This is a genomic window from Alkaliphilus sp. B6464 (genome assembly GCF_018141165.1).
Lineage (GTDB): Bacteria > Bacillota > Clostridia > Peptostreptococcales > Natronincolaceae > Alkaliphilus_B.
On sequence record NZ_CP058558.1, the window covers coordinates 71,208 to 94,373 of the forward strand.

33 protein-coding genes are annotated in these 23,166 nt (G+C 27.5%); 13 read left to right on the top strand and 20 right to left on the bottom strand.

The window, feature by feature from the left end:
* Window positions 1-19: 19 nt before the first annotated feature.
* The 9 genes from HYG84_RS18020 (at window position 20) to HYG84_RS18060 (ending at window position 3,302) form a co-directional block, all read left to right on the top strand.
* Complete coding sequence (locus tag HYG84_RS18020) at window positions 20-400, top strand: hypothetical protein (RefSeq protein WP_212382981.1); 381 nt, start codon at window positions 20-22, stop codon at window positions 398-400.
* 315 nt (window positions 401-715) lie between these two features.
* Window positions 716-886 carry a helix-turn-helix domain-containing protein gene (locus HYG84_RS18025; RefSeq protein ID WP_212382983.1) on the top strand — a complete coding sequence of 57 codons (171 nt, stop codon included), beginning with the start codon at window positions 716-718 and terminating at the stop codon, window positions 884-886.
* Between the two features lie 50 nt (window positions 887-936).
* Window positions 937-1,215 (top strand): hypothetical protein, encoded by a 279-nt coding sequence (locus HYG84_RS18030; protein ID WP_212382985.1) that lies wholly within the window; start codon window positions 937-939, stop codon window positions 1,213-1,215.
* Between the two features lie 55 nt (window positions 1,216-1,270).
* A complete protein-coding gene (locus HYG84_RS18035) occupies window positions 1,271-1,480 on the top strand; it encodes a hypothetical protein (protein WP_212382987.1) in 210 nt (69 codons plus the stop codon).
* Between the two features lie 74 nt (window positions 1,481-1,554).
* Window positions 1,555-1,929 (top strand): hypothetical protein, encoded by a 375-nt coding sequence (locus HYG84_RS18040; RefSeq protein ID WP_212383000.1) that lies wholly within the window; start codon window positions 1,555-1,557, stop codon window positions 1,927-1,929.
* A gap of 63 nt (window positions 1,930-1,992) precedes the next feature.
* On the top strand, window positions 1,993-2,265 hold the full coding sequence (locus HYG84_RS18045) for a hypothetical protein (protein ID WP_212383001.1): 273 nt from the start codon (window positions 1,993-1,995) through the stop codon (window positions 2,263-2,265).
* A 65-nt stretch (window positions 2,266-2,330) separates the two neighbouring features.
* A complete protein-coding gene (locus HYG84_RS18050; protein ID WP_212383003.1) occupies window positions 2,331-2,606 on the top strand; it encodes a hypothetical protein in 276 nt (91 codons plus the stop codon).
* A gap of 18 nt (window positions 2,607-2,624) precedes the next feature.
* Window positions 2,625-2,780, top strand: a complete 156-nt coding sequence (locus HYG84_RS18055) for a hypothetical protein (protein WP_212383004.1) — start codon at window positions 2,625-2,627, stop codon at window positions 2,778-2,780.
* Window positions 2,781-2,840: 60 nt separating this feature from the next.
* A complete protein-coding gene (locus tag HYG84_RS18060; protein WP_212383006.1) occupies window positions 2,841-3,302 on the top strand; it encodes a hypothetical protein in 462 nt (153 codons plus the stop codon).
* 1,392 nt (window positions 3,303-4,694) lie between these two features.
* On the opposite strand, the gene HYG84_RS18065 is transcribed toward HYG84_RS18060, so the two are convergent.
* Entirely contained in the window at window positions 4,695-5,000 is a 306-nt protein-coding gene (locus tag HYG84_RS18065; protein ID WP_212383008.1) for a hypothetical protein, read from the bottom strand.
* Between the two features lie 314 nt (window positions 5,001-5,314).
* Between HYG84_RS18065 and HYG84_RS18070 the strand changes: the two genes are divergently transcribed.
* Both HYG84_RS18070 and HYG84_RS18075 read left to right on the top strand, forming a co-directional pair.
* Window positions 5,315-6,172, top strand: coding sequence for a YitT family protein (locus HYG84_RS18070; RefSeq protein ID WP_249168776.1), 858 nt, complete (start codon window positions 5,315-5,317; stop codon window positions 6,170-6,172).
* Window positions 6,173-6,329: 157 nt separating this feature from the next.
* Entirely contained in the window at window positions 6,330-6,536 is a 207-nt protein-coding gene (locus tag HYG84_RS18075; RefSeq protein ID WP_212383010.1) for a hypothetical protein, read from the top strand.
* 66 nt (window positions 6,537-6,602) lie between these two features.
* Here the strand turns inward: HYG84_RS18075 and HYG84_RS18080 are convergent, their stop codons facing one another.
* The 9 genes from HYG84_RS18080 to HYG84_RS18120 all read right to left on the bottom strand — a co-directional run bounded on the left by HYG84_RS18080 (window position 6,603) and on the right by HYG84_RS18120 (window position 12,518).
* The gene (locus HYG84_RS18080; RefSeq protein WP_212383012.1) at window positions 6,603-7,019 is read right to left on the bottom strand and encodes a hypothetical protein; all 417 of its coding nucleotides are present in this window, start codon (window positions 7,017-7,019) and stop codon (window positions 6,603-6,605) included.
* 378 nt (window positions 7,020-7,397) lie between these two features.
* Window positions 7,398-7,589, bottom strand: coding sequence for a hypothetical protein (locus HYG84_RS18085; RefSeq protein ID WP_212383014.1), 192 nt, complete (start codon window positions 7,587-7,589; stop codon window positions 7,398-7,400).
* A 107-nt stretch (window positions 7,590-7,696) separates the two neighbouring features.
* Entirely contained in the window at window positions 7,697-8,041 is a 345-nt protein-coding gene (locus HYG84_RS18090) for a hypothetical protein (protein WP_212383016.1), read from the bottom strand.
* Between the two features lie 116 nt (window positions 8,042-8,157).
* On the bottom strand, window positions 8,158-8,496 hold the full coding sequence (locus tag HYG84_RS18095) for a hypothetical protein (RefSeq protein ID WP_212383018.1): 339 nt from the start codon (window positions 8,494-8,496) through the stop codon (window positions 8,158-8,160).
* A 157-nt stretch (window positions 8,497-8,653) separates the two neighbouring features.
* Window positions 8,654-9,640, bottom strand: coding sequence for a DNA adenine methylase (locus HYG84_RS18100; RefSeq protein ID WP_212383020.1), 987 nt, complete (start codon window positions 9,638-9,640; stop codon window positions 8,654-8,656).
* 186 nt (window positions 9,641-9,826) lie between these two features.
* The gene (locus HYG84_RS18105; protein ID WP_212383022.1) at window positions 9,827-10,108 is read right to left on the bottom strand and encodes a hypothetical protein; all 282 of its coding nucleotides are present in this window, start codon (window positions 10,106-10,108) and stop codon (window positions 9,827-9,829) included.
* 129 nt (window positions 10,109-10,237) lie between these two features.
* The gene (locus tag HYG84_RS18110; protein ID WP_212383024.1) at window positions 10,238-11,173 is read right to left on the bottom strand and encodes a TIM barrel protein; all 936 of its coding nucleotides are present in this window, start codon (window positions 11,171-11,173) and stop codon (window positions 10,238-10,240) included.
* Window positions 11,174-11,310: 137 nt separating this feature from the next.
* A complete protein-coding gene (locus tag HYG84_RS18115) occupies window positions 11,311-11,967 on the bottom strand; it encodes a hypothetical protein (RefSeq protein ID WP_212383026.1) in 657 nt (218 codons plus the stop codon).
* A gap of 278 nt (window positions 11,968-12,245) precedes the next feature.
* On the bottom strand, window positions 12,246-12,518 hold the full coding sequence (locus tag HYG84_RS18120) for an Elf4 domain-containing protein (RefSeq protein WP_212383028.1): 273 nt from the start codon (window positions 12,516-12,518) through the stop codon (window positions 12,246-12,248).
* Between the two features lie 588 nt (window positions 12,519-13,106).
* Between HYG84_RS18120 and HYG84_RS18125 the strand changes: the two genes are divergently transcribed.
* Window positions 13,107-13,667: a hypothetical protein gene (locus tag HYG84_RS18125; RefSeq protein ID WP_212383030.1), complete on the top strand. Its 561-nt coding sequence runs from the start codon at window positions 13,107-13,109 to the stop codon at window positions 13,665-13,667.
* Between the two features lie 216 nt (window positions 13,668-13,883).
* Here the strand turns inward: HYG84_RS18125 and HYG84_RS18130 are convergent, their stop codons facing one another.
* From HYG84_RS18130 to HYG84_RS18165, 8 genes are all read right to left on the bottom strand, one after another.
* The gene (locus HYG84_RS18130) at window positions 13,884-15,521 is read right to left on the bottom strand and encodes a DNA cytosine methyltransferase (RefSeq protein ID WP_212383032.1); all 1,638 of its coding nucleotides are present in this window, start codon (window positions 15,519-15,521) and stop codon (window positions 13,884-13,886) included.
* Window positions 15,522-15,731: 210 nt separating this feature from the next.
* Window positions 15,732-16,208 carry a YecA family protein gene (locus tag HYG84_RS18135; protein ID WP_212383034.1) on the bottom strand — a complete coding sequence of 159 codons (477 nt, stop codon included), beginning with the start codon at window positions 16,206-16,208 and terminating at the stop codon, window positions 15,732-15,734.
* An 83-nt stretch (window positions 16,209-16,291) separates the two neighbouring features.
* A complete protein-coding gene (locus tag HYG84_RS18140; RefSeq protein ID WP_212383036.1) occupies window positions 16,292-16,654 on the bottom strand; it encodes a hypothetical protein in 363 nt (120 codons plus the stop codon).
* 59 nt (window positions 16,655-16,713) lie between these two features.
* Window positions 16,714-17,433: a uracil-DNA glycosylase gene (locus tag HYG84_RS18145; RefSeq protein ID WP_212383038.1), complete on the bottom strand. Its 720-nt coding sequence runs from the start codon at window positions 17,431-17,433 to the stop codon at window positions 16,714-16,716.
* Between the two features lie 215 nt (window positions 17,434-17,648).
* Entirely contained in the window at window positions 17,649-17,855 is a 207-nt protein-coding gene (locus HYG84_RS18150; RefSeq protein ID WP_212383040.1) for a YwbE family protein, read from the bottom strand.
* A 206-nt stretch (window positions 17,856-18,061) separates the two neighbouring features.
* Complete coding sequence (locus tag HYG84_RS18155; protein ID WP_212383042.1) at window positions 18,062-18,412, bottom strand: hypothetical protein; 351 nt, start codon at window positions 18,410-18,412, stop codon at window positions 18,062-18,064.
* A gap of 255 nt (window positions 18,413-18,667) precedes the next feature.
* Window positions 18,668-19,162: a nucleoside 2-deoxyribosyltransferase gene (locus tag HYG84_RS18160; protein ID WP_212383044.1), complete on the bottom strand. Its 495-nt coding sequence runs from the start codon at window positions 19,160-19,162 to the stop codon at window positions 18,668-18,670.
* A gap of 86 nt (window positions 19,163-19,248) precedes the next feature.
* On the bottom strand, window positions 19,249-19,977 hold the full coding sequence (locus HYG84_RS18165; RefSeq protein ID WP_212383046.1) for a hypothetical protein: 729 nt from the start codon (window positions 19,975-19,977) through the stop codon (window positions 19,249-19,251).
* Between the two features lie 178 nt (window positions 19,978-20,155).
* On the opposite strand from HYG84_RS18165, the gene HYG84_RS18170 reads away from it, so the two are divergent.
* Window positions 20,156-20,620, top strand: a complete 465-nt coding sequence (locus HYG84_RS18170) for a DUF2695 domain-containing protein (protein ID WP_212383047.1) — start codon at window positions 20,156-20,158, stop codon at window positions 20,618-20,620.
* Window positions 20,621-20,649: 29 nt separating this feature from the next.
* Here HYG84_RS18170 and HYG84_RS18175 read toward each other — a convergent pair whose 3' ends face one another.
* Together HYG84_RS18175 and HYG84_RS18180 are read right to left on the bottom strand one after the other, a co-directional pair.
* Window positions 20,650-21,870 carry an RtcB family protein gene (locus HYG84_RS18175; RefSeq protein WP_212383049.1) on the bottom strand — a complete coding sequence of 407 codons (1,221 nt, stop codon included), beginning with the start codon at window positions 21,868-21,870 and terminating at the stop codon, window positions 20,650-20,652.
* Between the two features lie 141 nt (window positions 21,871-22,011).
* A complete protein-coding gene (locus HYG84_RS18180; protein WP_212383051.1) occupies window positions 22,012-23,112 on the bottom strand; it encodes a ribonuclease HII in 1,101 nt (366 codons plus the stop codon).
* Window positions 23,113-23,166: the final 54 nt, after the last annotated feature.

The following is a 23,166-nucleotide window of genomic DNA, read 5'->3' on the forward strand; positions in this document are numbered from 1 at the left end:
GCTAAGAAGGAGAAAATTTATGAGTATACCAAGATCTATAAAATCAATTAAAGGCGAAGAAGTTTTACAGAAATGGTGCAGTAGAATAAAAGAGTTCGATGAAGATGCTCCGTTATTTATTAATGGAATGGTAGCACACAAAATTGCAAAAGAATTAGACAATCCCAAAAAACTATATATAACTTCTATATCTATAGAATGGTTTGAAGAAGATGGTTGTATTTTTGTTAAAGGTGGTAATGACACATTTGGCTATATAATAAAAAAAGGAGAAGAAATAATACCAAGATTGAGAGAGGGAAATGAAATATTCAGTCAGAAAAAGGCTCCTTGCGAAAAAGACTCTTGTGAAAAATGTGAGGATTATCCCTGCTTTACTCATTTCGGTCCACAAATATGATTTTGTGACTAAAACTAAGAGAAATCTATCTTTTGATATGAAACTTTAATGTAATTGTGAAATTTATCAATATCATCATTGCAAATATTAGTATTGCATGTTATGGAGATTATGCGATATGATTCTAATATAAGTGGCATGAATTGGTATGGTAATCCAAAATATCGAATTGATTAAATATCACACATTACAAGTGTAGATACATTCAAAGTAAGATACTTAATGAATTGGAGTGAGTTAATGATAGTATATAATATTGATATAAAGAAAAAGCATTTAGCAAATCCAAAATTTTAAACAGGAATAAATAGAAAAATGTCAGAAGAAAAACTACAAAAAGTGTGGGATGAAATTATAAGATACGTATCTCATGGACAAAAAGAAATATCAATAAGTGAAATAGCGGAAGATATAGGATTAACAAAAAATGAAGTTAAATATCATTTAGATAAATTGATTCGTGTTGGTGCTGTAACATTAAAATAAGAGTAATGGCGTATTTTGAAGATTATGCATAATAGAAAAGGGGATTTTAAATGGGAGACAACTTATTAAAAACTAAGGTGTTTGGTGTTTTAAAAGATAATAAAAAGAATGTTAAAATTAGTTCATTAGGCATCATCTACTCGGACAATGAGGAAATTATTTTTTCTGTAGGAGATTCAAATATAGTTGCATTTATTGATTGTTCATCAAAACTGAATTCATCTGTGCGGATTGAAATAGATTGTTCTGATGGCTATGGGGGTTTAATAGACGAAAAAACTATATATGATAAAATTTCAGATGTTATCTTTATACACGATAGGTTATAAATTTTTATTGTTAAGACACATTTCAAGATAATAGTGAAGTAAAGGGGTGAAACTGATGGATTTGTTTGAATGTACAAAGATTTCTATAGAGAAGGAAGTTAAAAGATTTTATTATAAGGCAATTGAATCGGGTGCAGTAGTATCAAAAATTGAGTATATTGGAGCAAATATGTATAAAGTTAGCGTTGGTAAGATGGAGTTGACTTATATGGGCACTGTTGATGGCACAGCAAAACTAATAGGTGCATCGGGAGATATATTTTAAGTCGTAATACAAGAATATAACACAGAATGAAGATTGTACGATTCATTATATTTTAAAAGGAAGGTGCATTTAAAATGAATAAGGAAAATATTTTTACAATATTAGAAAGAAACAATTTGAGTTGTGATGGTTTTAACTATGGATTATATGAAGAATTTTCAAAAACAATAGAAAGCGAAACGGAAATTATTCATAAGATAACTGAATATAATAATTACGCAAAAAATAACAATAACAAATATTCGGATGAAATAATGCAATATCTAAGACAAAGAAACGAATTGAACAAATTTGATTTTAGTCAAGATAAAGAGTTGAATGAGTTGTCATCAAATAAAGTTTTTGAAGAAATTGTGAAATGGAACGGATTATTAGGTTGTTATTCAGAAACTATTAAAAGTTGGGTTAAGGAAATTTATGGTGTAGATTTAAATGAAATAGAAAAATAATAATGTCGCATTACAAGATTATAACGTAATTTGAAACTATGCCAAATAGAGAGGGGAGTTGTTATGGAAGATTTAAAATGTGTGTGTCCGAATTGTGGTGGACAGTTAGAAATATGGACAGAGTATATAGCCTATAAATATGAAAAAGTTTTGGAAAATGGGGAAATAGTTTCAACTAAATCAAAGCCTAAAATTACAGATAAAAGTGATAATTGGGGATATAAATGTTCAAAGTGTGAAAAAGAATGGTCTTGCACCAAGTGGGCTTATGGTGGTGAAACATTTCCAGAAGAAGTAGAGAAAATATTTAATAAAATATCAATTCAAAATGAATAGTAACTAAGTTAGTGTCGCATTCTGAAGATTATGCGACACCTAAAAAAGAAAAGGAGTGATTTTGAATGTTTAATGAATTGGTGGAGATTGTAAAAAAAGGGAACGTAAAATATCACTTATATCAACATGACCTTATGATAAATACTGATGTATTGGATTATGAAATAGATTCTGATTTTATTAATTTAAAAATCGCTGTAGGATATATTACTATATGGTGTGATAGCATACTTGATAAATGCAGAAGGCCTGATAATTTAATAATTGAGTGTGAATATTGTTTTAGGATATATAATCAATACAAAGAGCCAATAGGTTATTTATATGGATTGAATAATTAATACAAAAGGAGTTTGGAAATGAAACATAAAAGATTGAAATTTCAACCTGAAACATGTGGAACTTGCGAATATTGGGATGATAAATCAGATGGGTGGATTAGATATTGTCCAATATTAAAACAAGAAACCGAAATGGATGATGTATGTAATGATCATAAAGATATTGAGGATTAATGATATATTATAATAAAAGTGCGACATGAAGAAATCGCAGAAGGAGAGAGTTGATAATTTATGGAAACTACGAAAGTAAAAGAATTACGTAAAGAATATGGCATCCAAGACAGCAGAAATGAATATACGGAAGAACAGATAATAGAACTGAGTCAACGAAAACTTTATTATATTAGACCATATGGGAATGATGAAACAGGCAATATTCATATTGAATATAAGCAAGTCTACGGATATATTTCAGAAGACGAACCAGCACGTATTTTTATTAAGGACATCACAATTACAGGAAATGAACGCTGCTATCTTCCAGTTAAAAAAATTGAACATTGCACAGAAATAAAAAAAGGCATTTATCACGATGAAATAGATGATATTATTTATTGTACTACAGATGAACTTCAATTCTGCCTTGATTATGAAAAAAAACATGTTGAAAAAAATATTCAAGACGAAATAAAAGAAATGAAACAGGAATTAATGAAGTTAAAAAATGCCGACATAGTTTTTAAGCAAATTTAAAAAACTAGATGTTATTACATAACATCTAGCGAATTAAGAACCAGTCCCAAATGATGTGCTAAAAGATGTAAATAACAACTTAGAAAGAAAAAATAATATATGCAAAAAAAAATCGAGTTAATAAAACAAGCAATTGACCATTTATTAGGAGTAGAGTTATTACCTCAAAATGGATAGAGTGAAGAAGATGTTGCAATACTTGAAAATTTATTAGAATCAGATTTTGAGATTATTATAAAGTCTTAACTTAGTTACGTATTTCAAGTAAAGTTCATGGTGTATAGAAAAAGTTTATTTGTTAAAGAAAACGATTCTATTGAAAGTTTCATTTAGATTTTCAGTCATAAATAAAAAACAAAATCTTATTCTAAACAATTACACATGATATATTAAAATAAATAATACAAAAAGGCTTAGGTTAAATTCTAAGCCTTTTTATTTATACTCCGTAAGGGGGCAATGGTAAACCTGAAGTGTTTAATTTTTACAGGCTATATTAACGATTTTATAAATGTTCGTAAAACAATCCTTTTGCGAACATTTGTAACAAAGTGAGTATAGTTTTTAAACCTAGTATTTTCAATAGTTGGAGGCTATTTCGCAAATTATTTCAATAAAACTATGTGATCCTTATGCAAGTTTTGTTTATTAACTTGCATTTTATTAATACATAATTAGTCTTTGTTATATATGACAATCTTATTCGAGTTTGTTTTATAAAAAAATGCTTTAATTGTATAATGATTTTGGTAAATATTAAGAAAAAACTACAATTGCAGCGTAAATAAGGCTAATTTTAAAAATTAAGGCAACAAGGTATAATAGGTATAAAAAGTTTTTTTAGGGGCTTAAAAGGCAAATTATAAGGTCATTTTTTCGATTTCTATAAAAAAATTGACCTATATGGACTTGATTTTTCATTTCAACATTTTGTATTAACACTGTAAACTTAAAATCATTTATATATATTAACTATTTATTATTTAAAAACATTATTAAATCCGAATTGCAAACTTTAAGTATTTTTTGTAAATATAAACAAATTAATCAATTTTTTTGAAATCAAGGTCCTTTCATATATTATTTATACCTTTCGAACAAATGTTCGTATAATTTTATTTTCACGAACATTTCTTTACTATAATAATATTATGTAAACAACTATCTTTTAAATAATATAATAAATTTAAGTCTATATATAATCTTATTTATTAATATCTCCTCCTCTCTTCTTATAGTTTTAAAAACATAAATACCACACAGATTCCTTGTGTAATATTTAATAATTCTTATCTTTAATTAATCTATGATATGCTGAATATCATCAATATCTACTTGTATAATATTACTATCTAAAAAATCTTATTTTAAATTCATTATTATGTTTACTTCTTAAAATGTTTGAACTTTAGACTTTAAATTATCTTTATATTCTTTGCTCCATCCAAAAGAATCTATAATAGAATTAATATCCCCATTATGCTCCAGCATTTTATCTGACAGTATTGCAGTTAGAAATTCGACTGGAACAATGGCATCAATACTCGTAATACAACAACTTCCAGACTTTAGACTTATCGTTCCGTTTTTCATGTTCTCTATTTTAATAAAGTCTCCACCATTATTGCCATCAGCATATACAAAGCCATTAAATTGCTCTTTCTTTTTTAACATCTTTTTAATCAGCCTTTTATTCAAGATAAACTCTCCTTTTATTTTATAATAAATATTTTTGAAATACATGTTTCCTAACTAAAACTAATTATAACCTTTTATCTAATTAGACATAGTATATTGTCAATATTTATATAGGTTCAAGTTGTTTTTTAGAAGTTCTATCTAGGAGTTAATTTACTAAAGTCAACTATATTTACTTCCTTAAATCAAAGAAATTGTGTTATCTTAAATAGGAAGGAATAAAATCAAATTACTAACTAAAGTAATATATTTGATTTTTTAACTCGATTTCTTATATATATTAAAAATTAAATTTTAGATATGGAGGTGATATTGTGAAGTTAAAACCATTCAAACATATACTATTAAGATATTTTTGTGTTATATTAGGTTCTTTATTAATGGCGATAAGCATTAATTTGTTTTTGGTACCATATGGATTATTATCAGGTGGAGTAAGTGGTATTTCATTAATAGTCCAATATATAACAAACGTTAATTCCGGTATTATACTACTGCTGTTAAATATCCCGATATTTTTATTAGGCATAAAACAGATAGATAAAGATTTTATTGTTATCAGTTTAGTTGGAATGATCTCTTTGTCGCTATTTATCTTGTTAACCAATCCCCTTTCGACCCTTAAATTTATTCCTGATCTTTTAGCATCTACAATTTACGGTGGGCTATTATCAGGAATAGGTTCAGGTATAGTATTTAGCAACAGAGGATCTACCGGGGGAATGGATATCGTGTCTGTAATTCTAAAGAAAAAATATGAGATCAAAATATCAACTCTTTCTTTTATAATAAATCTAGTTATTGTATTAATTGGAGGATTTATTGTAAATCCAACTTTATCTGTTTACACTTTAATATCAATGTTTATTTCATCTAAAGTTATGGACAAAATTTTGATTGGATTTGATAATAAGAAAATGTTATTTGTTATAACTGATAAAGAAAAAGAAATTTCCTCATATTTGCTACAAAGCATCAAAAGAGGGGTTACTTTCCTAGATGGAGAAGGTGCATATACCGGAAAAAAGAAAAAAATTATTTATTGTGTAATTAACACCAAGCAGTTAGCACAGGTAAAAGGAATTATTACCCAAATAGATGATAATGCTTTTATATCTGTCATGGACATATCTGAAATTCAGGGAAAAGGTTTTAAACCTCCTGCTTTATGATAAACCGAGTGATCTCATATGATTAAATAGCACACTCTGAAGAAATGACGTAGAATATAGTTTTAAACAGTTAGGCATTGATAATTAAAAGGACTTTATTATCAATCCCACTGTTTAAAATATCAGCGTTAAATTGAATAGAAAAGAGATGATATATGTGAATAGAGAAGACTTAATAAATGTAATAGCAGATTTAGTTTTTGCCTATACAAATAAAGACGAGGAATTTCCTCATGATTTTGAAATTAATGCAATTACTAAGGCCTGTAATATACTAAGTAAAGAGTGCTCAGAAGATAAATATAATAAAGAATTATGGAATCGAATTAGTGGTGAAATTTTTCAAAAAGATCATGGCTGCTAATATAATAAACTTTTTAATAATAATTGTTTTTGAAACTAAAACTCACATAGATATTCTATGTGAGTTTTAGAATTGTTTATTTTCAAAATATTTAATAATACTATTCAGTTCCATAACTAGAAATTCATATGTTATCCTCTGTGATGTAATGAAGCCATCTATATTATCTCTGAAGTTTCCTTTGTCAAAATTTACATTATCTATACAATAATTTTTGACGGATTTTCTAAAACATTTAATTCTATTAATATCATACGGTTCTACTATTAACGACAATACATCTTCCGTATATTTATCTACAAAGATATATACTATTTTAAATAAAAATATCCTTTTTTCATAATAGGACAATTCCTCTGCATTAATATACGTCCCCAACTTATTAAACAATTTAAATATTGAAATATAATCTATTTCTTTCTCTGGATTAATATTTTCTACTATTATTTTTAGTTCATTTAGTGTATCAACTATCTTTTTCATTTATCACACCCCCAATTGTATAAACAAAACATTATCTCTATTACATTATTCATATATTTATACGACAATCAAGTTTTTACTAATTAATAAAAGATTAAATCTAAAATTTATTTTCATATATAAAAAAGAAATTATTTTTAAATAAGCGATATTATTCAGAGACTTAATCCTATTATCAATTTAACAACTTGAAAATTAAATTTTTCTCATTAAGTTTAAGTTTTTCAAACATAATATTTCTCCTTTTCTTTATTTTAAACATAACACATAAAATAAGCCTATCATATGATAGGCTATTTTATATACATACATTCTAACTAACGGTGCAATAATATAACTCCAATCTAAAACTAAAGTAAAACTGGTATTTTAGACGATTTAATCATTTATAGTCTCGGGTTCTATAAGTCTATGGTTTTCCAATACCGCCTTTACATATAGTCCAAATTCTGAATCATCAACATACCACTTACCTTCTTCTACAGTACGTTTTAAATCTTTATGGTGATTTAAAATTTCAGCCAAAACATTGAACAATTCACCCTTTTTTAAAGATGATAAACTTTTCAAAAGGTCGCCCTCCTTATATGGTCTAATCTTCACATAGTACAATAATATCTTTATTTAACAAATTAAACAAAACTAAACTAATAGCCTATCATAAGATAGGCTTATGATTATGCTACTGCTCTCTGTATCTTGTCTCTATAATCATTGACAATCTTTGTAGCAATCAACTCTGGTGCAGAATGGATAAGTGTATATAATCCAATCTCATGAATCTTCCTGAAGATATGATCCTCTAGTTGTCTAGGTGTAAATTCTAAACTCTTGCTTTCAATTTCCTGAATTTTAAGGTCTATATATTTTTCACCAATAATGTAAGTTATAAGTCTGTCATCAACATCTGTAGGAATCCTTTTTAAGATTACTTGAGTAGTCTTAAATTCGTCAACAGCCTCTCTTATTTCCTTAATATTATCTAATCTCAAGTTAACCTTTCCATAAATTAAATCTCTCAAAGTTATATAAAACTGTTTTGTTTTATTCATGATCCATATTCCCTTTTATTGTACTTTAATTTTTTCATTGTGACTTAATAGTTATCAATAATTTTTGTAATTTGATTCTTTAGATCTTATTTTGTTTTTTCTTTACTCTCAGTATCTCCATAACAGTGTTTATAGTTTTCTATTTCTCTCAATAATTCTGTAATATATGATTGGTACAACCATATTAATGTTTCTGCGTCAAAATATAATTTCGGAGATTTATTAATCAGTGTAAATGCGTCTGCTTCTTTAGGATCAGAAACTCCCCAACTTTTTTTAATCTCTTGTTGTTCTGCTATTTCATTTCTTAAATAGCAGAGATATCCCCATATATCTTCCCTTGCAATAGGGATATATTTTAAGGCATCTGTTATCATTTTTACATCATCATCTCTTGTTTCAAATTTAATAAATTTTTGAGACATTAATAATCACTCCTCCAATTTATCAAGCATATAAATACCTTTTGATAATTATTCAATCCATTAAAGTTTTATATATGATATATAGGTTTTACTACAAAACTCAAGTAAAAATTGGACTTTATAAATTCTCACAAAAACAGTACCAAATGGTACTGTTTTAAATTGTATATACTCTATTGATTTTTTCTATTTCAGGATATAAATATAGATCTTCAATAAATTTAGCATTGTCATATGTTAAAAGTATATCCGCTCCCGGACATCCTTTGTATAGACTATCTAACAAAGTATTAAGTTTAACATGCTGTTCTTCATTAAAATAACAGTAATATAAGTCTTTGCCTTTAACATAATATGGAGGATCTATGAATATTGTAGTAAAAGGATTCCAATACATTTCTTCAATTAGTTCACAAGCATCCATATTCAAAACAGTAATCCTGTCTTTCATAAGGTTAATTTTTTCAATTCTTTTACATATAGTATTCGGACTCCATCTTGATAACAAGTCTTTTTTGCTGCCATTTCTACCACCTAACGGATTAGCCTTATATATGCCAGAATAGGCTAATCTATTTACTACTAATAAGGCCCATGCTGCCTCGAACAGATCACAATTACTATAATTATTTGTTATAATTTCTCTTGATTTAAAGAAATCTTTATGAGTAGGTTCGTAGTTTTTAATTTTATCAATTAGCATATCTGGATTTTCTTTTATTATTGAAAATAAAGAAAATACACCATAATCTAAATCATTTAATATCAAATTTTTTATAACACCTGCTTCAAGCAAAGACAAGCCTACACTTGATCCTCCACAAAATGCCTCACCAAAAGTATCTATATTTGTTTTCTGCAATTTAGAATATAAATACTCTATTAACTTGCTCTTACCACCCGGATATCTTAATGGAGAGAGTCTTTTATTCAATGGGATAGGGGCTTTAAAATAAATGCTGTTTTCAGTAGATTTATCTTCTAAAATTAATAAAAACTTGTGCTTCACATTATCTATATCACTATAGTAGGTATAGCCATCACAATCATTGCACCAAAACCCTTGTCCAAATTTATCTAAATCAAATTCATCTGCTGTAGATTCGTAACCACAAAATCCACATGTTAATAAAATATTATTCATGCACATACTTCCTCGCTTGTTTATTAATATTCCTTTTCTGTTCATCTCTCTTTTAGATCAAACGGTCAATATTATAACATTATGAAAATCATTAATTACTTTTTTTAACATAACACATGAAATTAAGTTCAAAAGTATGCCAGTTCATAACACCTCAAAACTTTATACTATGTACCTAATGCGTACTTAGGCATGTTTTATCTCATTTATAATGTTCTCAATTTCATTCTCAAGACTTCTTCTCTCTAAATAAGAAAGTCTTTCCCATATAATCAATTTCTCATTATCTGATTTTTGCAGATATCTTTTGCTAAACTCTCTATTATCTACTTTATCTATTAAAACTGTAGGATGTGATATCCCTGTATATTCTAAACTTGCCTCACGACAAATAGGACATATTTTAGATCCTACCTCTACCAATCCTTCATATGAACATACGTTACAAATTGAATAATCTCCTAACATAACTATATATCCTCCTTATATAAACATCATCTTTTAGTTAAAATCCAAATATAGATAACTGCAATATTCTGGGCAAACATCTACTCATATTGCAAGTAAAATATAAAGCAGCCCCTTTTAAAGAGGCTGCTAATAAATATATTTTTCATAACCGATATTCTTTATAGTATTGATTGTAGTTTTTAAGTTCAATGCATTAGTATGGTCCTTTTCCAAAATTTCAAGCGTAATTCTGCCTTTATACCCTGTTTCTTCTAATGTTTTTATAACTTTCTTTAATCTATCAATATCATTTGGAGTTTCATGAAAAGGGGTTCCATGCTTTTCTTCAATTTCACCGAAATCTTTTACATTAGCCAAATGAATTAAACAAAGAGTGTCTGAATATGCTCTAATGAAATCTTCAATCTTTCTATTCTTCTTAGTGACATCAAGTTTGTCATAATTACATACTGATTGTGCATGGCAAATATCTAATACTGCTTTTATATTAGATAATTTTAGACTTCTAATTACTTCTGGCAAATCAAAATCTTTGCCATAGTTAAATCCATACACTTTTCCATTTTCATAAGTAAAAATGCAATGGTTTTCAATACCTAATATAACAGAAGGATATTTTGATATAATATAATTATTTAGATACTGTAAATCTTTTTTCAACATATCAATCTCTTTAGTTCTTCTATTTATCAAATCAAACTTACTATATAATTCAAGTTCATAATGTCCACCTGCATGAATTATTACAATTGGATTATCAACTTTACAAACATGATGAGCCATTTCAATTGATTGCTTGATAATGTTTAGATTTCTTGCTCTTTCATTCGAAGTTAAATTTCCTACACTTATATGCCAATTTTCTTCATTTCTCATTGGAGCATGTACTGCATAGGCCGTCATGTCAAGTTCATTTAGAAGTTTTAAGCCATCATTAGAATTTGTTGGAACCATAAAAGTTTTAATATCAGTATATACTTCAATAGAATCAACACCTTTTTGTTTCCTATCCATTAATTGATTAAATTCTAATTTACTTTTGCCACCTATCATCATTGACATCGCATCCTTTCCTAATTGCTAATTAAGAAAGAATAGTTCAAGATTTTAATAAATATCAAGTACTATGATTTAAAACACTCCTAAAATCAACAAAAAAATGTAAAAGATAGTGTTCAAAGTCACCATCTCTTACATTCTTAATCTAATTTTACATAACCTTTTTTAATTAATTTATTTACATGTCCATCAAATAACATCTTTATATCAATATTATATTTTTCATTCATAATATAAATTAAATCGAAACAATATTGAATAATGTTATATAGTTCATAAACATATTTATAATTTGATGCATTAATATCCATTATTGGTTTTTCTCCATTTTCACCTGTAAATTTGCTCAATTTAGCGATAATTCCCATGGACTTTATAATAGAGTTCATTGTTTCTGAAATTGATGTATCCTTGGTCCTTCTTGGGAGATGGAAATATTTACAGTTGTTTTTGTATTCAAAGATAATTTCGTCATCTTCTTCGATATAATCATCAAATACTGACTTTGTATCCATTCCATTAGTTTCAAATACGAATAATTGAGATACACAAACTTGTGCTATATCCATAATTTCAAATAAGAATTCATTAATTAATTTCTTATAGTCACTTCTTATGCGATTTAGTTCATCATCACTTAGTAAAAGCCAATTAATATTATATTTTTCCTCAAACTTACTTAATGTTTCAAAGGCCTCATTACATTCCGATATTTCTTCTACTAATTTTTTAAATGTAGTATTCACATCAGGGGTAAGTAAATTAAGTTGAGGTAATTTCATAATATATTTATTCATGATTATTCCTCCTCTATCTAATATATTTACAATTATATTGATAATTCTATCAGAATCAAATTTATCTAATATATTGCATAATCACAAGACTACTAATTATAATCACTAGTCTTTTACTTTTAATTATAAGTAAAATATTTGCGAAATTCTATGTAAAATTGTTTAACTATTCCTCATTAAAGTTTTAAATAATTTTAATCTTTGGGAGTGTAACTTTCAAGTTCAGATAAGAAAAATACTCACAATAAATAAAAATAAACTATTCGATATTGAATAGTTTACTGGAGGCTTTGTAATTCAGCAATAAGTTGTGTAAATTTACTTTTATCTTTAATATCATCAGTTTTAAGTTTTAATAAATTATCTGATTCACTATTGCTTTTTGAGATGCTAAAATACTGATTAGTAACATCTTTTACATTCTTGTTTAATTTATCAGAAACCTCTTTTAATAAATGAATTTTATTTTTTCCTTTTTGATTTTGATTTACATATTCAATTAAAAATTTATTTTCATGATTACTCCAATTCTCTTTTTTTGCTACTGACATATTTCTAACCTCCTGTTTGATATAGTCCTATGTAATGAATTTATATTTCTATAAACCAAGGAGTCTTGTTATTTATGAATATTATTTCTATCATGCATAAGGCTAATATTATCAAAAATTATTACTATAACTATTTCAATATTTTTTCAAACGTTCATCTTTAACATTAATTCGCCTTTTAATATTTTTAATAAATTTCATAAAACTTATAAATTCATATACTTACTAATATAATATACCTAATTATCTTTTTCTTTTCTACATTAAATATATATTTTTGTGAAAATAGGTCTCATTGACTATAAAAATTAAAGTCTTGACATGTCAAGACCTATTTTTTGTTTCACTATAACACTTCATCAAGTAATTCATTAGAAACACCAACGATTGTACCGGACATTTCAAAATAACCTTTGCTTCTAATTAATTCAATGATATTAGTTATTAAATTATGATGATCATGCTAACAACAATGCATGTTTTTTCTGCTTTATTTCAAGTATTTTTATTAGACTTATTGCTTGAAATTTATTCTTCGTTCATATATAATTTAATACTTATGTGATAAATACAAGAGGGGGAAAACATATGGATAATAAAAAGCAAAAAACAGTGTATTTTTTGCTTTCATACACTGGCACATGGCTTAGTCAATTAATTAAATATGCCACTAAAATAGAATATCCTCATGTCTCTATTTCATTAGACAGAGATTTTAATGAATTGTATTCTTTTGGCCGTCAAAATCCCCTAAATCCATTTTCAGCAGGTTTTGTTAAAGAAGATATAGAGAATGGTGTTTATGCCTACTTCCCTAATACTATTTGTTCTATATATGCTTTAGATATTACTTATGAAGAATACGACAAACTAGTTCTAAGTTTATGTGAATTCAAAAAAGAAAGCAGTAAGTATAAATATAACTTTATCGGACTATTTGGAGTAATCATCAATAAACCTTTAAATAGAGAAAATTGCTATTTTTGTTCCCAATTTGTTTCCCAACTTTTAAATAATAGTGGGATAGAATTGTTTGATAAACCTAGTGAATTAATAACATCGGTTGACTTTATTCGTTCTGAAAAACTAATTCATATGTACACTGGTAAACTCAATAACCCAATTTCATCACTGTCATTTGAACTTTAAAAGGAGTGATTTGCTTTTGTACATATTGTAAAGATAATTACAGAGATATTTAGAGAAGAATTAACAATAAAGGGAACCTTGAATTCGCAGGAGATGGAGTTTATAATGTTAATAAATATGAGTAGATGTACTAGATGGATACGATTGCAAAACCTTTAAATGTTTTAGGACTAATTAAGAAAATAAATAATAAAATCCCCTTATAAGGGGATTTTTCTATATAGTTGCTAAAGCAATATTGTTTTTTGATTGAACATATTTAATAATAGTTTCTTTAACAGCCCTAGCAATACTTCTACCTAATGCGATTGGAACACCATTACCCACTTGTTGTTGCATACTACTTAACTTACCCTTAAATACAAAGTTCTTATCAAGACCTGAAGCAGCAGCAGCCTCACTAACCGTTAAGATTCTATCTTCTAATGGGTGAATGATAACTGGTTTTCTATAATTAACTAATGTAATACAAGGTTGATTCATTGCTAATCTTCTATATGAATTAGAATGTCTTGCCTTAGTTCTTAAATATTCAGGAATAGACTCCCAATTTTCACCTTGAGGAACATATTTCATTCTCTCAAGTGTATCTTCTCTAGCAATGCTTACATCGTTTTGATTTGGCCAATTATCATCCACTTTAGCAAGAACATCGCCCATAGTTTTCCATCTATCTTGTGAAACTAAAGGCTCAGGAATGTTCACCCTACCTATCTTACTTCCAATAATAAATGCTCTCTTTCTATTTTGATATCCTCCTTGCTCTACATCAGTTACGATACCATGAGATATTTCAAAATCAGAAAGTTCTTCTTTTATTAATTTAAGATAAGCACCTTCTGAAGCAGTTAATAAGTCAGGCACATTTTCCATTACAAATATATCGTAATCAGCATATTTTGATTTAACCCACTTAACATATTCAAGAATGAGTTGACTATCTTTATGATCCTCTATCTTCCCTCTCTCTTTTCCATAATTAAATCTTTCTTTAGTAAATGGTTTACAAGATGGTCCGCCAATAATAATTTTTGTATCTGGCACATCTATCTTAGGATATGAACATATATCATCACATACAATATGATCTCCTAAATTTTCTCTGTATGTTCTACAAGCATCTTCATCATTATCAATAGCAAAAACTATCTCAAAACCTTCCTTAACAAAAGCATAATCGAGCAATCCTGCACCTGAAAAGAGACTTACAATTTGTAAAGGGTACTCTATGTTTTTAAGTGACTTTGTAAAGTCTAATACCTTAGCATTTTGCTTTGTATACTTATTAGTATATGAGATATAATTGTCTGTAGTAGGTATGGACTCTGCTATATTAGTATTAATACTTCCTAATATATCATCCATAGAGATTTGAAAAGATTCGTCACCTGCTACCATTTTTAATTCGTTTCTACTAAACACCATACTGGCGGTTTTCTTTACATTTAATAATTTAGTAATATCAATTACTTTTTTACCTAATATTTTATTTTTAATTTTTTTAATAGTATTAGATAATGTATTTGTATTTTCTTCGATATAACCTTCAACTAAAATTTTATCTTCATAAATAGAAACCTCTAAATAATCAGCATCCTTAAATGCAGATAAAGCCTCATTATTTCTAATATCAAAAAGTGGTTTTTCATCAGTTTTAGTTTTCTTTCTTGAAACCTTTAATCCTTGTCCATTAGATGGAAGAATAACCATCTTATTGTTTTTTAGATCCACTATATAATGCTCGCCTATATCAAACTTAGTCTTAGACTTATTAGCATTTGTTTTATTCTTAAAAGAAAATGTAATTCCTCTTTTTGAGGCCTTAATTCTCTTTTTTTCAATAAATTTTCCCATTCAAAATACCTCCAATGTATATAAATTAAATACCTATCTGATATGTAGAGGTATTATATAAACTTTAATGATTTAAATTCAAGACATAATCTCTCATATTTTATTACTAAAGAAGCGACAACTAAAATTTGTCGCTGAGTTTATCAATTATATTTATTATAAAAAAATCTTAGAATTTAATTTTCTTCTCATATTGAATATTAGAAGTTATTATAGACCATACATATCTCTTTTAATATCTTCATCTGTTAGTTCGATATCAAGCACTTCCATCATTTTATAAAAATCTACAAATACATACTTAACAGATGGTTCAGATGTATCTAAATCCTCTAATCTATAAAAAATTGCTTCATCAGGAATAATGCTGCCATTAATCTTCTTCTTGTATAATTTGGCCTCCTTCATAGACCGAACCATTACATTCATCACATATTTTCCAAAACCATTAAAGAAAATATTATAATTTAATTCAATTTGCTTTCTTTTAAGTTCTGACATTAAATAAAATTCTTTGCCATTATCTTCCTCATCAATTCTTTTTTCTGATTCCTTTTTTAATATTTCATGTATATTAATTTTAATTTGCTCAAGTATCTCTTTTTCATTCTTACCTATACAACATTTTTTATATTTCTTATTTGACATACAAGGACAATTGTCATTACGACCTATCTTTTTTGACATATAAAACACCTCTCTTTCTTTTAACATAACATATTAAAAAAAGGGGTATATACTCCTTAAATATTAGATTGTTATATAATTGTCTAGTTCAAATCTATTTCCTTTATGAAATTCTTTTGCTCTACTATTCCACCTCTTAAATTTTCTTTTTGCATTGTAACTTGAAGAACGGTGCTTTTACTTTCTGTTTTTTTGTCGGGTGCTAAGACTTCTACATTGTTATAACCTAGTTGCTTTAGTTCATAAATAAGACTTGCTTTTTTTTCAAAAGATAAATATCCATCTTTATTGATACTTTCAGCATATCTAGAGATAATTAAGTCTGCCGTTAATGCATTTTGCTTACTTTCTACATTCTGACTTATTAATACGAAAAATAAGGCAGCAAAGACAAAAAGAACAAAAATAATTTCTATACTTCCTTTTCTTGAATTGTATTTTTTCATGACATAATTCACTCCAATCTTTTTCTTTTAACATAACACAAAAAAACAAGTAGGTTTCCCTACTCGCCAAGCCAATTAATAATATTCATAGTTTCCTTAAAACAATTTGATTTAAGAAAATCTTTATCATACTTCTCACTAACCCTTGAAGGGTGCCTGTCTTTATATTTCACTCCATTTATTACTATTGTCCCTATTTCTTGTGCGTCATTTCCCCATAAAAACCATTTTGCATCTGGTCTTTCAGCATCAATAAATCTAATTAGTTTTTTAGAGAATGTATCCCAAATGTCACTATGGGATCCCGGTTTTCCTATCTCTACAGTAAGATAAGCATTAAGAAGCAATACACCTTGATTTTCCCAACTATCAAACATTGTATCAGGTGATAAGATATCAAAGTCATCCGATTGAATTTCCTTTCTTATTTCTCCCAATGACTTGATATCTCCGTAATCTATAATATCAGAATACGACTTATGAATGAGTTTAATTATATTTTGTAATGATTTATTGAAAGGTTGGTTCCATGAGGTATGTCCACCTACTTGAAAACAACGGCCAATGGCCACTCCAAATTGGGGGTATGGATCCATGCCTAGAATTACTATTTTGATATTATATAAGTCATTTTCTAAAAATCTAAGCACTAGGTTAGTTGGAGGATTATAGTTGCTTCCTATTTGACTTTCTATATTTCTTAATTCATTTAAGATATCATCAGACAAAAACTTATGCCATGACGGATGAATGTTCTTTGGTAGAATTTCTATACTCATTGGTTTAATCACCTCATTTTATTAATTCTTTAAATACTTGTAACTTATTATATTTTAGACTATATACCTATTTAAAGTTTATTTCATAACCTAGTTATATTAATTACCTCTATAATATATCTCTTTAATAGTGATTTCTTTTAATGTCATATGTTATCATTTACGATAATCTTATTTAAGATATAAAAACAACCTCTAATCAATTGGAGGTTATTCTATTGTTTAATTTCAGGAATCCACTGAACTCTACCTACTCCCTTATTATCTTTTAATTTTACTTTTATTCCTCTTGGGTGGTATGCTCTATTTGTTAATATTTCTTCTACAACCCCATAAGTAAGTATTCCTGTTGACTGATCTTTTTTCAACACAATATTAACATGTTGTCCCTTGTGAATATCTTTTCTGTACTTGCCATCCATGGTCATCACCTCTTTTTAAAAATTTACCAATACTCTATCTAAGCACCCTTATTATCTATAACGAATATTTAACAATACTGTCAAGTATTTTACAAAAATAAGACTTAGTATTCCTCTGAATGTTCTCTATAGTATCAACGGTTTCAGTTTAAGGTATAAAACCTGAAAATAGCATATAAAATGAAAATAAAATCGCATTGTATTCATTACGATTTTATTTTCTCAATTATTTTAATCTTATATAAGTATATAAGTATCATTAATCCAAATATATCAATCATATATTGATCATATTGGAAATATCCTCTACTTATAAATTGGTGCAATTCCCAAAAAGTACACCAAGAAAAATAAAAAATACAACTTTTGTGAAACTGTACTCCAATTAAATATACAATTATCGGAATTGAAATACTTGCTAGAAAGTGATCTACCAACCGTAATTGGTTATTATATTGATAGACGTAAACTCTTATAAATTCATCATTAATAAATGTAAGCACTCCAATAAATATTAATATACAAAATGCTTTTATAAAGTTCTTTAATTTCTTCATTACTAAACTACCCTTTCTTTATAATTAATTCCATATTTTATTTTCCTATAATACATATAATCAACTATTAGAATCAAATTTATCTTAATGATATCATATAACTTAGCACATATTTTAGCATAGTTACTAGAAAGAATGCTGATTCAAGAGGATTATTGAACAATAGGAGTATCATTTTTTATTCCTTTTTAAGTTCACCACTGATTCTTTTTTTGCATAAAAAAAGGAGATACACATCCCCTTTTCATTATGACTTTAATTATACTTTATCATAAAGTCCTTAATTTCTTTTATAAGAGTAACCTTATAATCTTCTTTATCAGGTTCCCCTCCTACAATTGATCCACGCTTTCTAATAACTCCAGTAATAAATAGATTTCTATATAGATGGTTATCACCTGTTCCAAACTGTCTCATATCTGTATATATAGCGATTATGGTTCTAGGTTTATCTTTTTGCATATCCATTAATGCTGCAAAATAGCCTACTTCCCCCATTACTCCTTCATCCATACTTTGTCCATCTATACAGCATATTAGTACATTTGATTCTTTTAGCCTTTCAAGATCAGCATCAGCAATCTTAATATCAGTAATTTCAGCATCATTATTCTTTTTATCATTAATGTCTTTATTTCTTTGAGGGACATAAAGTTCGAGACCTGTTTCTTTTTCGATCAGTGTCGCTATTTCTTCTGTCCATTGAAACATAGCAGCATTGAAAAAATGTGATGCAAAATATCCTTTCATAAGTACCCCTCCTAGATTAGGTTTTATGTTATCTCAATTTTATACATATATATATCAATAAATCAAGTTTTTCTAAAGAACAATTTTTAATTTTGTATAAGCAATTTGTCATCTATACAAATAGTTTTCATCTTTTCCTCTGATTTTTTGAGTTTTTTTCTAGCACGTTTGATTTTTTTAGGATACGGTTCTATTATATATCCCTGCTCCCCTGATTCAAAAGTCGTAGGCTGAAGTTCTCTCACATTATACATAAACTGTAATATTTTAAATGCTCTATCTAATTCCAATTTATAAAAGGATCTTAAATCTTTCAACGCAGATTCAGATATAACTTTTTCTTCATTGCTATTTAAACTATATATAAAATATAAAACTAACTCTTTTTTTATAAAGTTAAATCTTTCTTCCGTATTTTCAATGGTGCATGATTTTAATAAAATATTCTCAAGGTCTTCTTTCTTTACTTTAAAAGTCTTTAGACTTTCCAATAAAGTTAATTCTAATTGTATTTTTTTATGTTCAAAGTTTTTCTTGTTTAAAAGTAAATTTAAAAGTTTAGTTTTGCATCCTGTGTAGAATAATCTTTTATTCTGTTCACTCTTAAAATCAAGTATGCTCTGAACTTCTTTAGGGGTCATTTCATCTAAATTAAGCCTCAAGTTTTTAGCATAAGTAAAAGGATCCATAACTGACTTTTCCTTTTTCGCCTCATTATCTATGAAATCAAGAAAAAAACTCATTTCACTATCTTCTTGAACTATAGATTCATTATGTTTAATCTTTTCCATTAGTTTTTTCCTAGCGTTACCCATTGTTCGAGTACCTCCTATGTATGAAATGTTTTGTTTTTTTAACATAACACACGTTTTTAAGATAGCAATTCAGAACTCTTATTCTATTAAAATAATTTGATAGCATCTGTATAAAATGTTATTATCGTAATAAAATATAAAACAATGATATGACATAGATACTAGGGAGGTTAATCCTATGGGTATGAGTAAGGCTAAGAAGGCTTCTAAGGCAAGAAAAAGAGAGATAAGAGAGAGAATTAAAACAGAGCAAATACAGGCTAAAGAAAGAAGAATTATGAAGGCAGAAATCAATAGACGGTTTAATAATGGACAAAAAACATTCCACATTCCTGAAGATAATTATGCTTTTAATGATAGAATTGAAGATAAGGATTTTAAAATTTTGTCTGAATTGGCATGGAGAATGTTTTTTACTAAATTGGCTGAACTATCCTCAAAAAATTTTAATAAAATCACCGAAGATCCTTTTGCTTTATCAGAGCAATGTTTACAGGCTATGGGATATAAAAGAGATAAGATTGAATTAATACTAGAAACATTTAAAAAATATGGTGGACATGATGATATGGAAGTTATGCTCAATGTTTACACTATACTATACAGCAATGAATCAAATGAAAATCATTTAGAATACATTTAAAAAAGCCTTGGGGTGTCCCAAGACTTTTTTTATGCTTTGAAATTATATAAAGGTCTAATGATATCTATAATATCAATTGTTTCCTTCGTATTCTCTATAATTTCGTCAATAGGTTTATATGCCATAGGTGCCTCGTCAATAGTTGATTGATTAACAGAAGTAGAATAGATTCCTTTCATGGTTTCTTGATATTCTTCTAGGCTGAATAATTCTTTACTATGACCTCTTGAATACAATCTCCCTGCTCCATGAGGTGCTGAATAATTCCACTCTTCATTACCTTTCCCAACTGCAAGAATAGAACCGTCCCTCATATTAATCGGAATAAGCACTTTCTCACCTTTTTTAGCGGATATAGCCCCTTTTCTGATAAGATTATCTTCATAACTAATATAATTATGAATTGTAGTAAAACTTTCTAATTCATCAAAATCTAATCCTAAAAACTCCACAATTCTCTTTGCCATGGAGATTCTATTTTCAACTGCGAATTTTTGTGCGAACTCCATATCTCTCTTATATTGTTCTGCTAATTCTCCCTCTAAAAAAGATAAGTTTTTTGGTACTTTATAAACTTCCATTATCTTTTGATATTCTTCTTTGGTCGATTGAATTTCCGCAACTCTACCCTGTTGTTTTAATAATCCTAGATTACGATTCATTTCATGAGTTATAGCATTAATCTGACTTTGACAATGTTCAATAGCCTTGTCCTGATAATATTTTGCTATCTGCAATCCAAAATTTCTGCTACCAGAATGAATTACTAGATACTTTATTCCTTGCGAATCAACACCACATTCACAAAAATGGTTGCCCCCGCCCAATGAACCCAAACTTAGAATATGCCTATTAAGATCAGAATTGGTCAATTTAGCAATTTCCTCTATTCTTTGCTCTACTTCTTGAGACATTTTTTGAGCCTTATTGTTTACAGAAAAACCATGGGGAATATTGTTTCTAATAAAATTATCCATCTCCTCAAAATTAATTTCTATATCGCCTAAAGGAACAGTTAAAAGTCCACATCCAATATCTACGCCTATTAAATTAGGTACGATTTTACGACCTAAATCTGCCGTAAAGCCAATCACACATCCTGCACCTGCATGACAATCAGGCATGATTCTGATTTTACTTTCTTCAAACGCCCTCTGATTGCACAACTCTATAATTTGACTTATTGCCTCATTCCCGATATTATCTGTAAATACTGCTGCTTTATTATACTTTCCTTCTAAAACAATCATAGTTAATCCTCCTTTGTCAAATACCTGCTTATTATAATAAAACATTATAATAATATTAAAATATACTACATATTCATCTTAATTGCTTTCAACTTTATCATAACACATAGTTTAAAATTTAATAAAAGCCCCCTTTTATATTTAGGAGGCTTTTGTCGTGCAATATTTTTCATAAGTTTTAGTAATATATAACTTAATCTTTTCGGAGAATTCATAATTAGAAAGATATAATCTACTATAATTATTCTCAATAAAATTATTTTCCCATGGTGTTAAATTATATAGTTTTTTATTTTTATATATTATATTTAATTTGTCTTTTTCATCCAAAGAATTATTATAATGAATAACTTGAGTACTGATTTTAAGTTCCTCTAAGACTTTATTTGCGTTCTTTTTATAAAGTTTTTTAAGATTATTAAAACACTTTGATTCAATTTCATTAATAATGAACTGAACTTTCGGAGATAGGCTTTTTTTATTTTTAACTGCCGTCAAAAACTGTAATTTACAAAAGTTTCTCTCCCATTCTCCAATCAAGTTATTATAGTGTGTATCTAATAAATAGATATTTGTAAGTTTTTCCTTCACCTGTTCTTCTGATAAATGAATCTCTCTATTTTCTTCTTTAAAATCTTTTACTACATTACTTGCTATTTTAAATCTATGCTCCTTACAAAGACCAACTTCTTTTATCTTTACGATATGTTCTGTTGTAGGATATCCTTTGTGTTGCTTAAAGTTATATTGAGGATATAATCTATCTATTTCTCTCAATTTTTGATCACAGTAATCCTTGGCTATTATAGATGCAGCAGATACACAATCATGTTTAGCATCAGCAGATACCTCTGTAATATGAGTAACCTTTGGAATTCTTTCAATCCAATCCATCTTTTGATTTCCATCTAATATAATTGTTATTTCAGGAATATAGTTCACTTTAAATTTACTTTGTCTACTTCTTGTAATGTGCTTTGCTAACCTATTCCAAAGTTTCCTCATAGATTTACTAACGCCATGCTTATCTACTTCTTCAGCAGAAATTTCTTTAATCTTGAAATACATGGCCTTTTCCTTAATTTGTTTTGCTAATTCTATAATTTCATTATCAGATAAGTTTTTGCTATCAATTGGTAATCTATCTATTCCATGATTTTCTGGAAGTACAACAAGTGCAGCCACCATTGGACCCGCAATTGATGAAACCCCCACCTCATCAATACCTACTTTAAAATTCATATTAATACCCCCTATAGTTATTATATAATGAGAAATTATACAAGTCTTACTGCT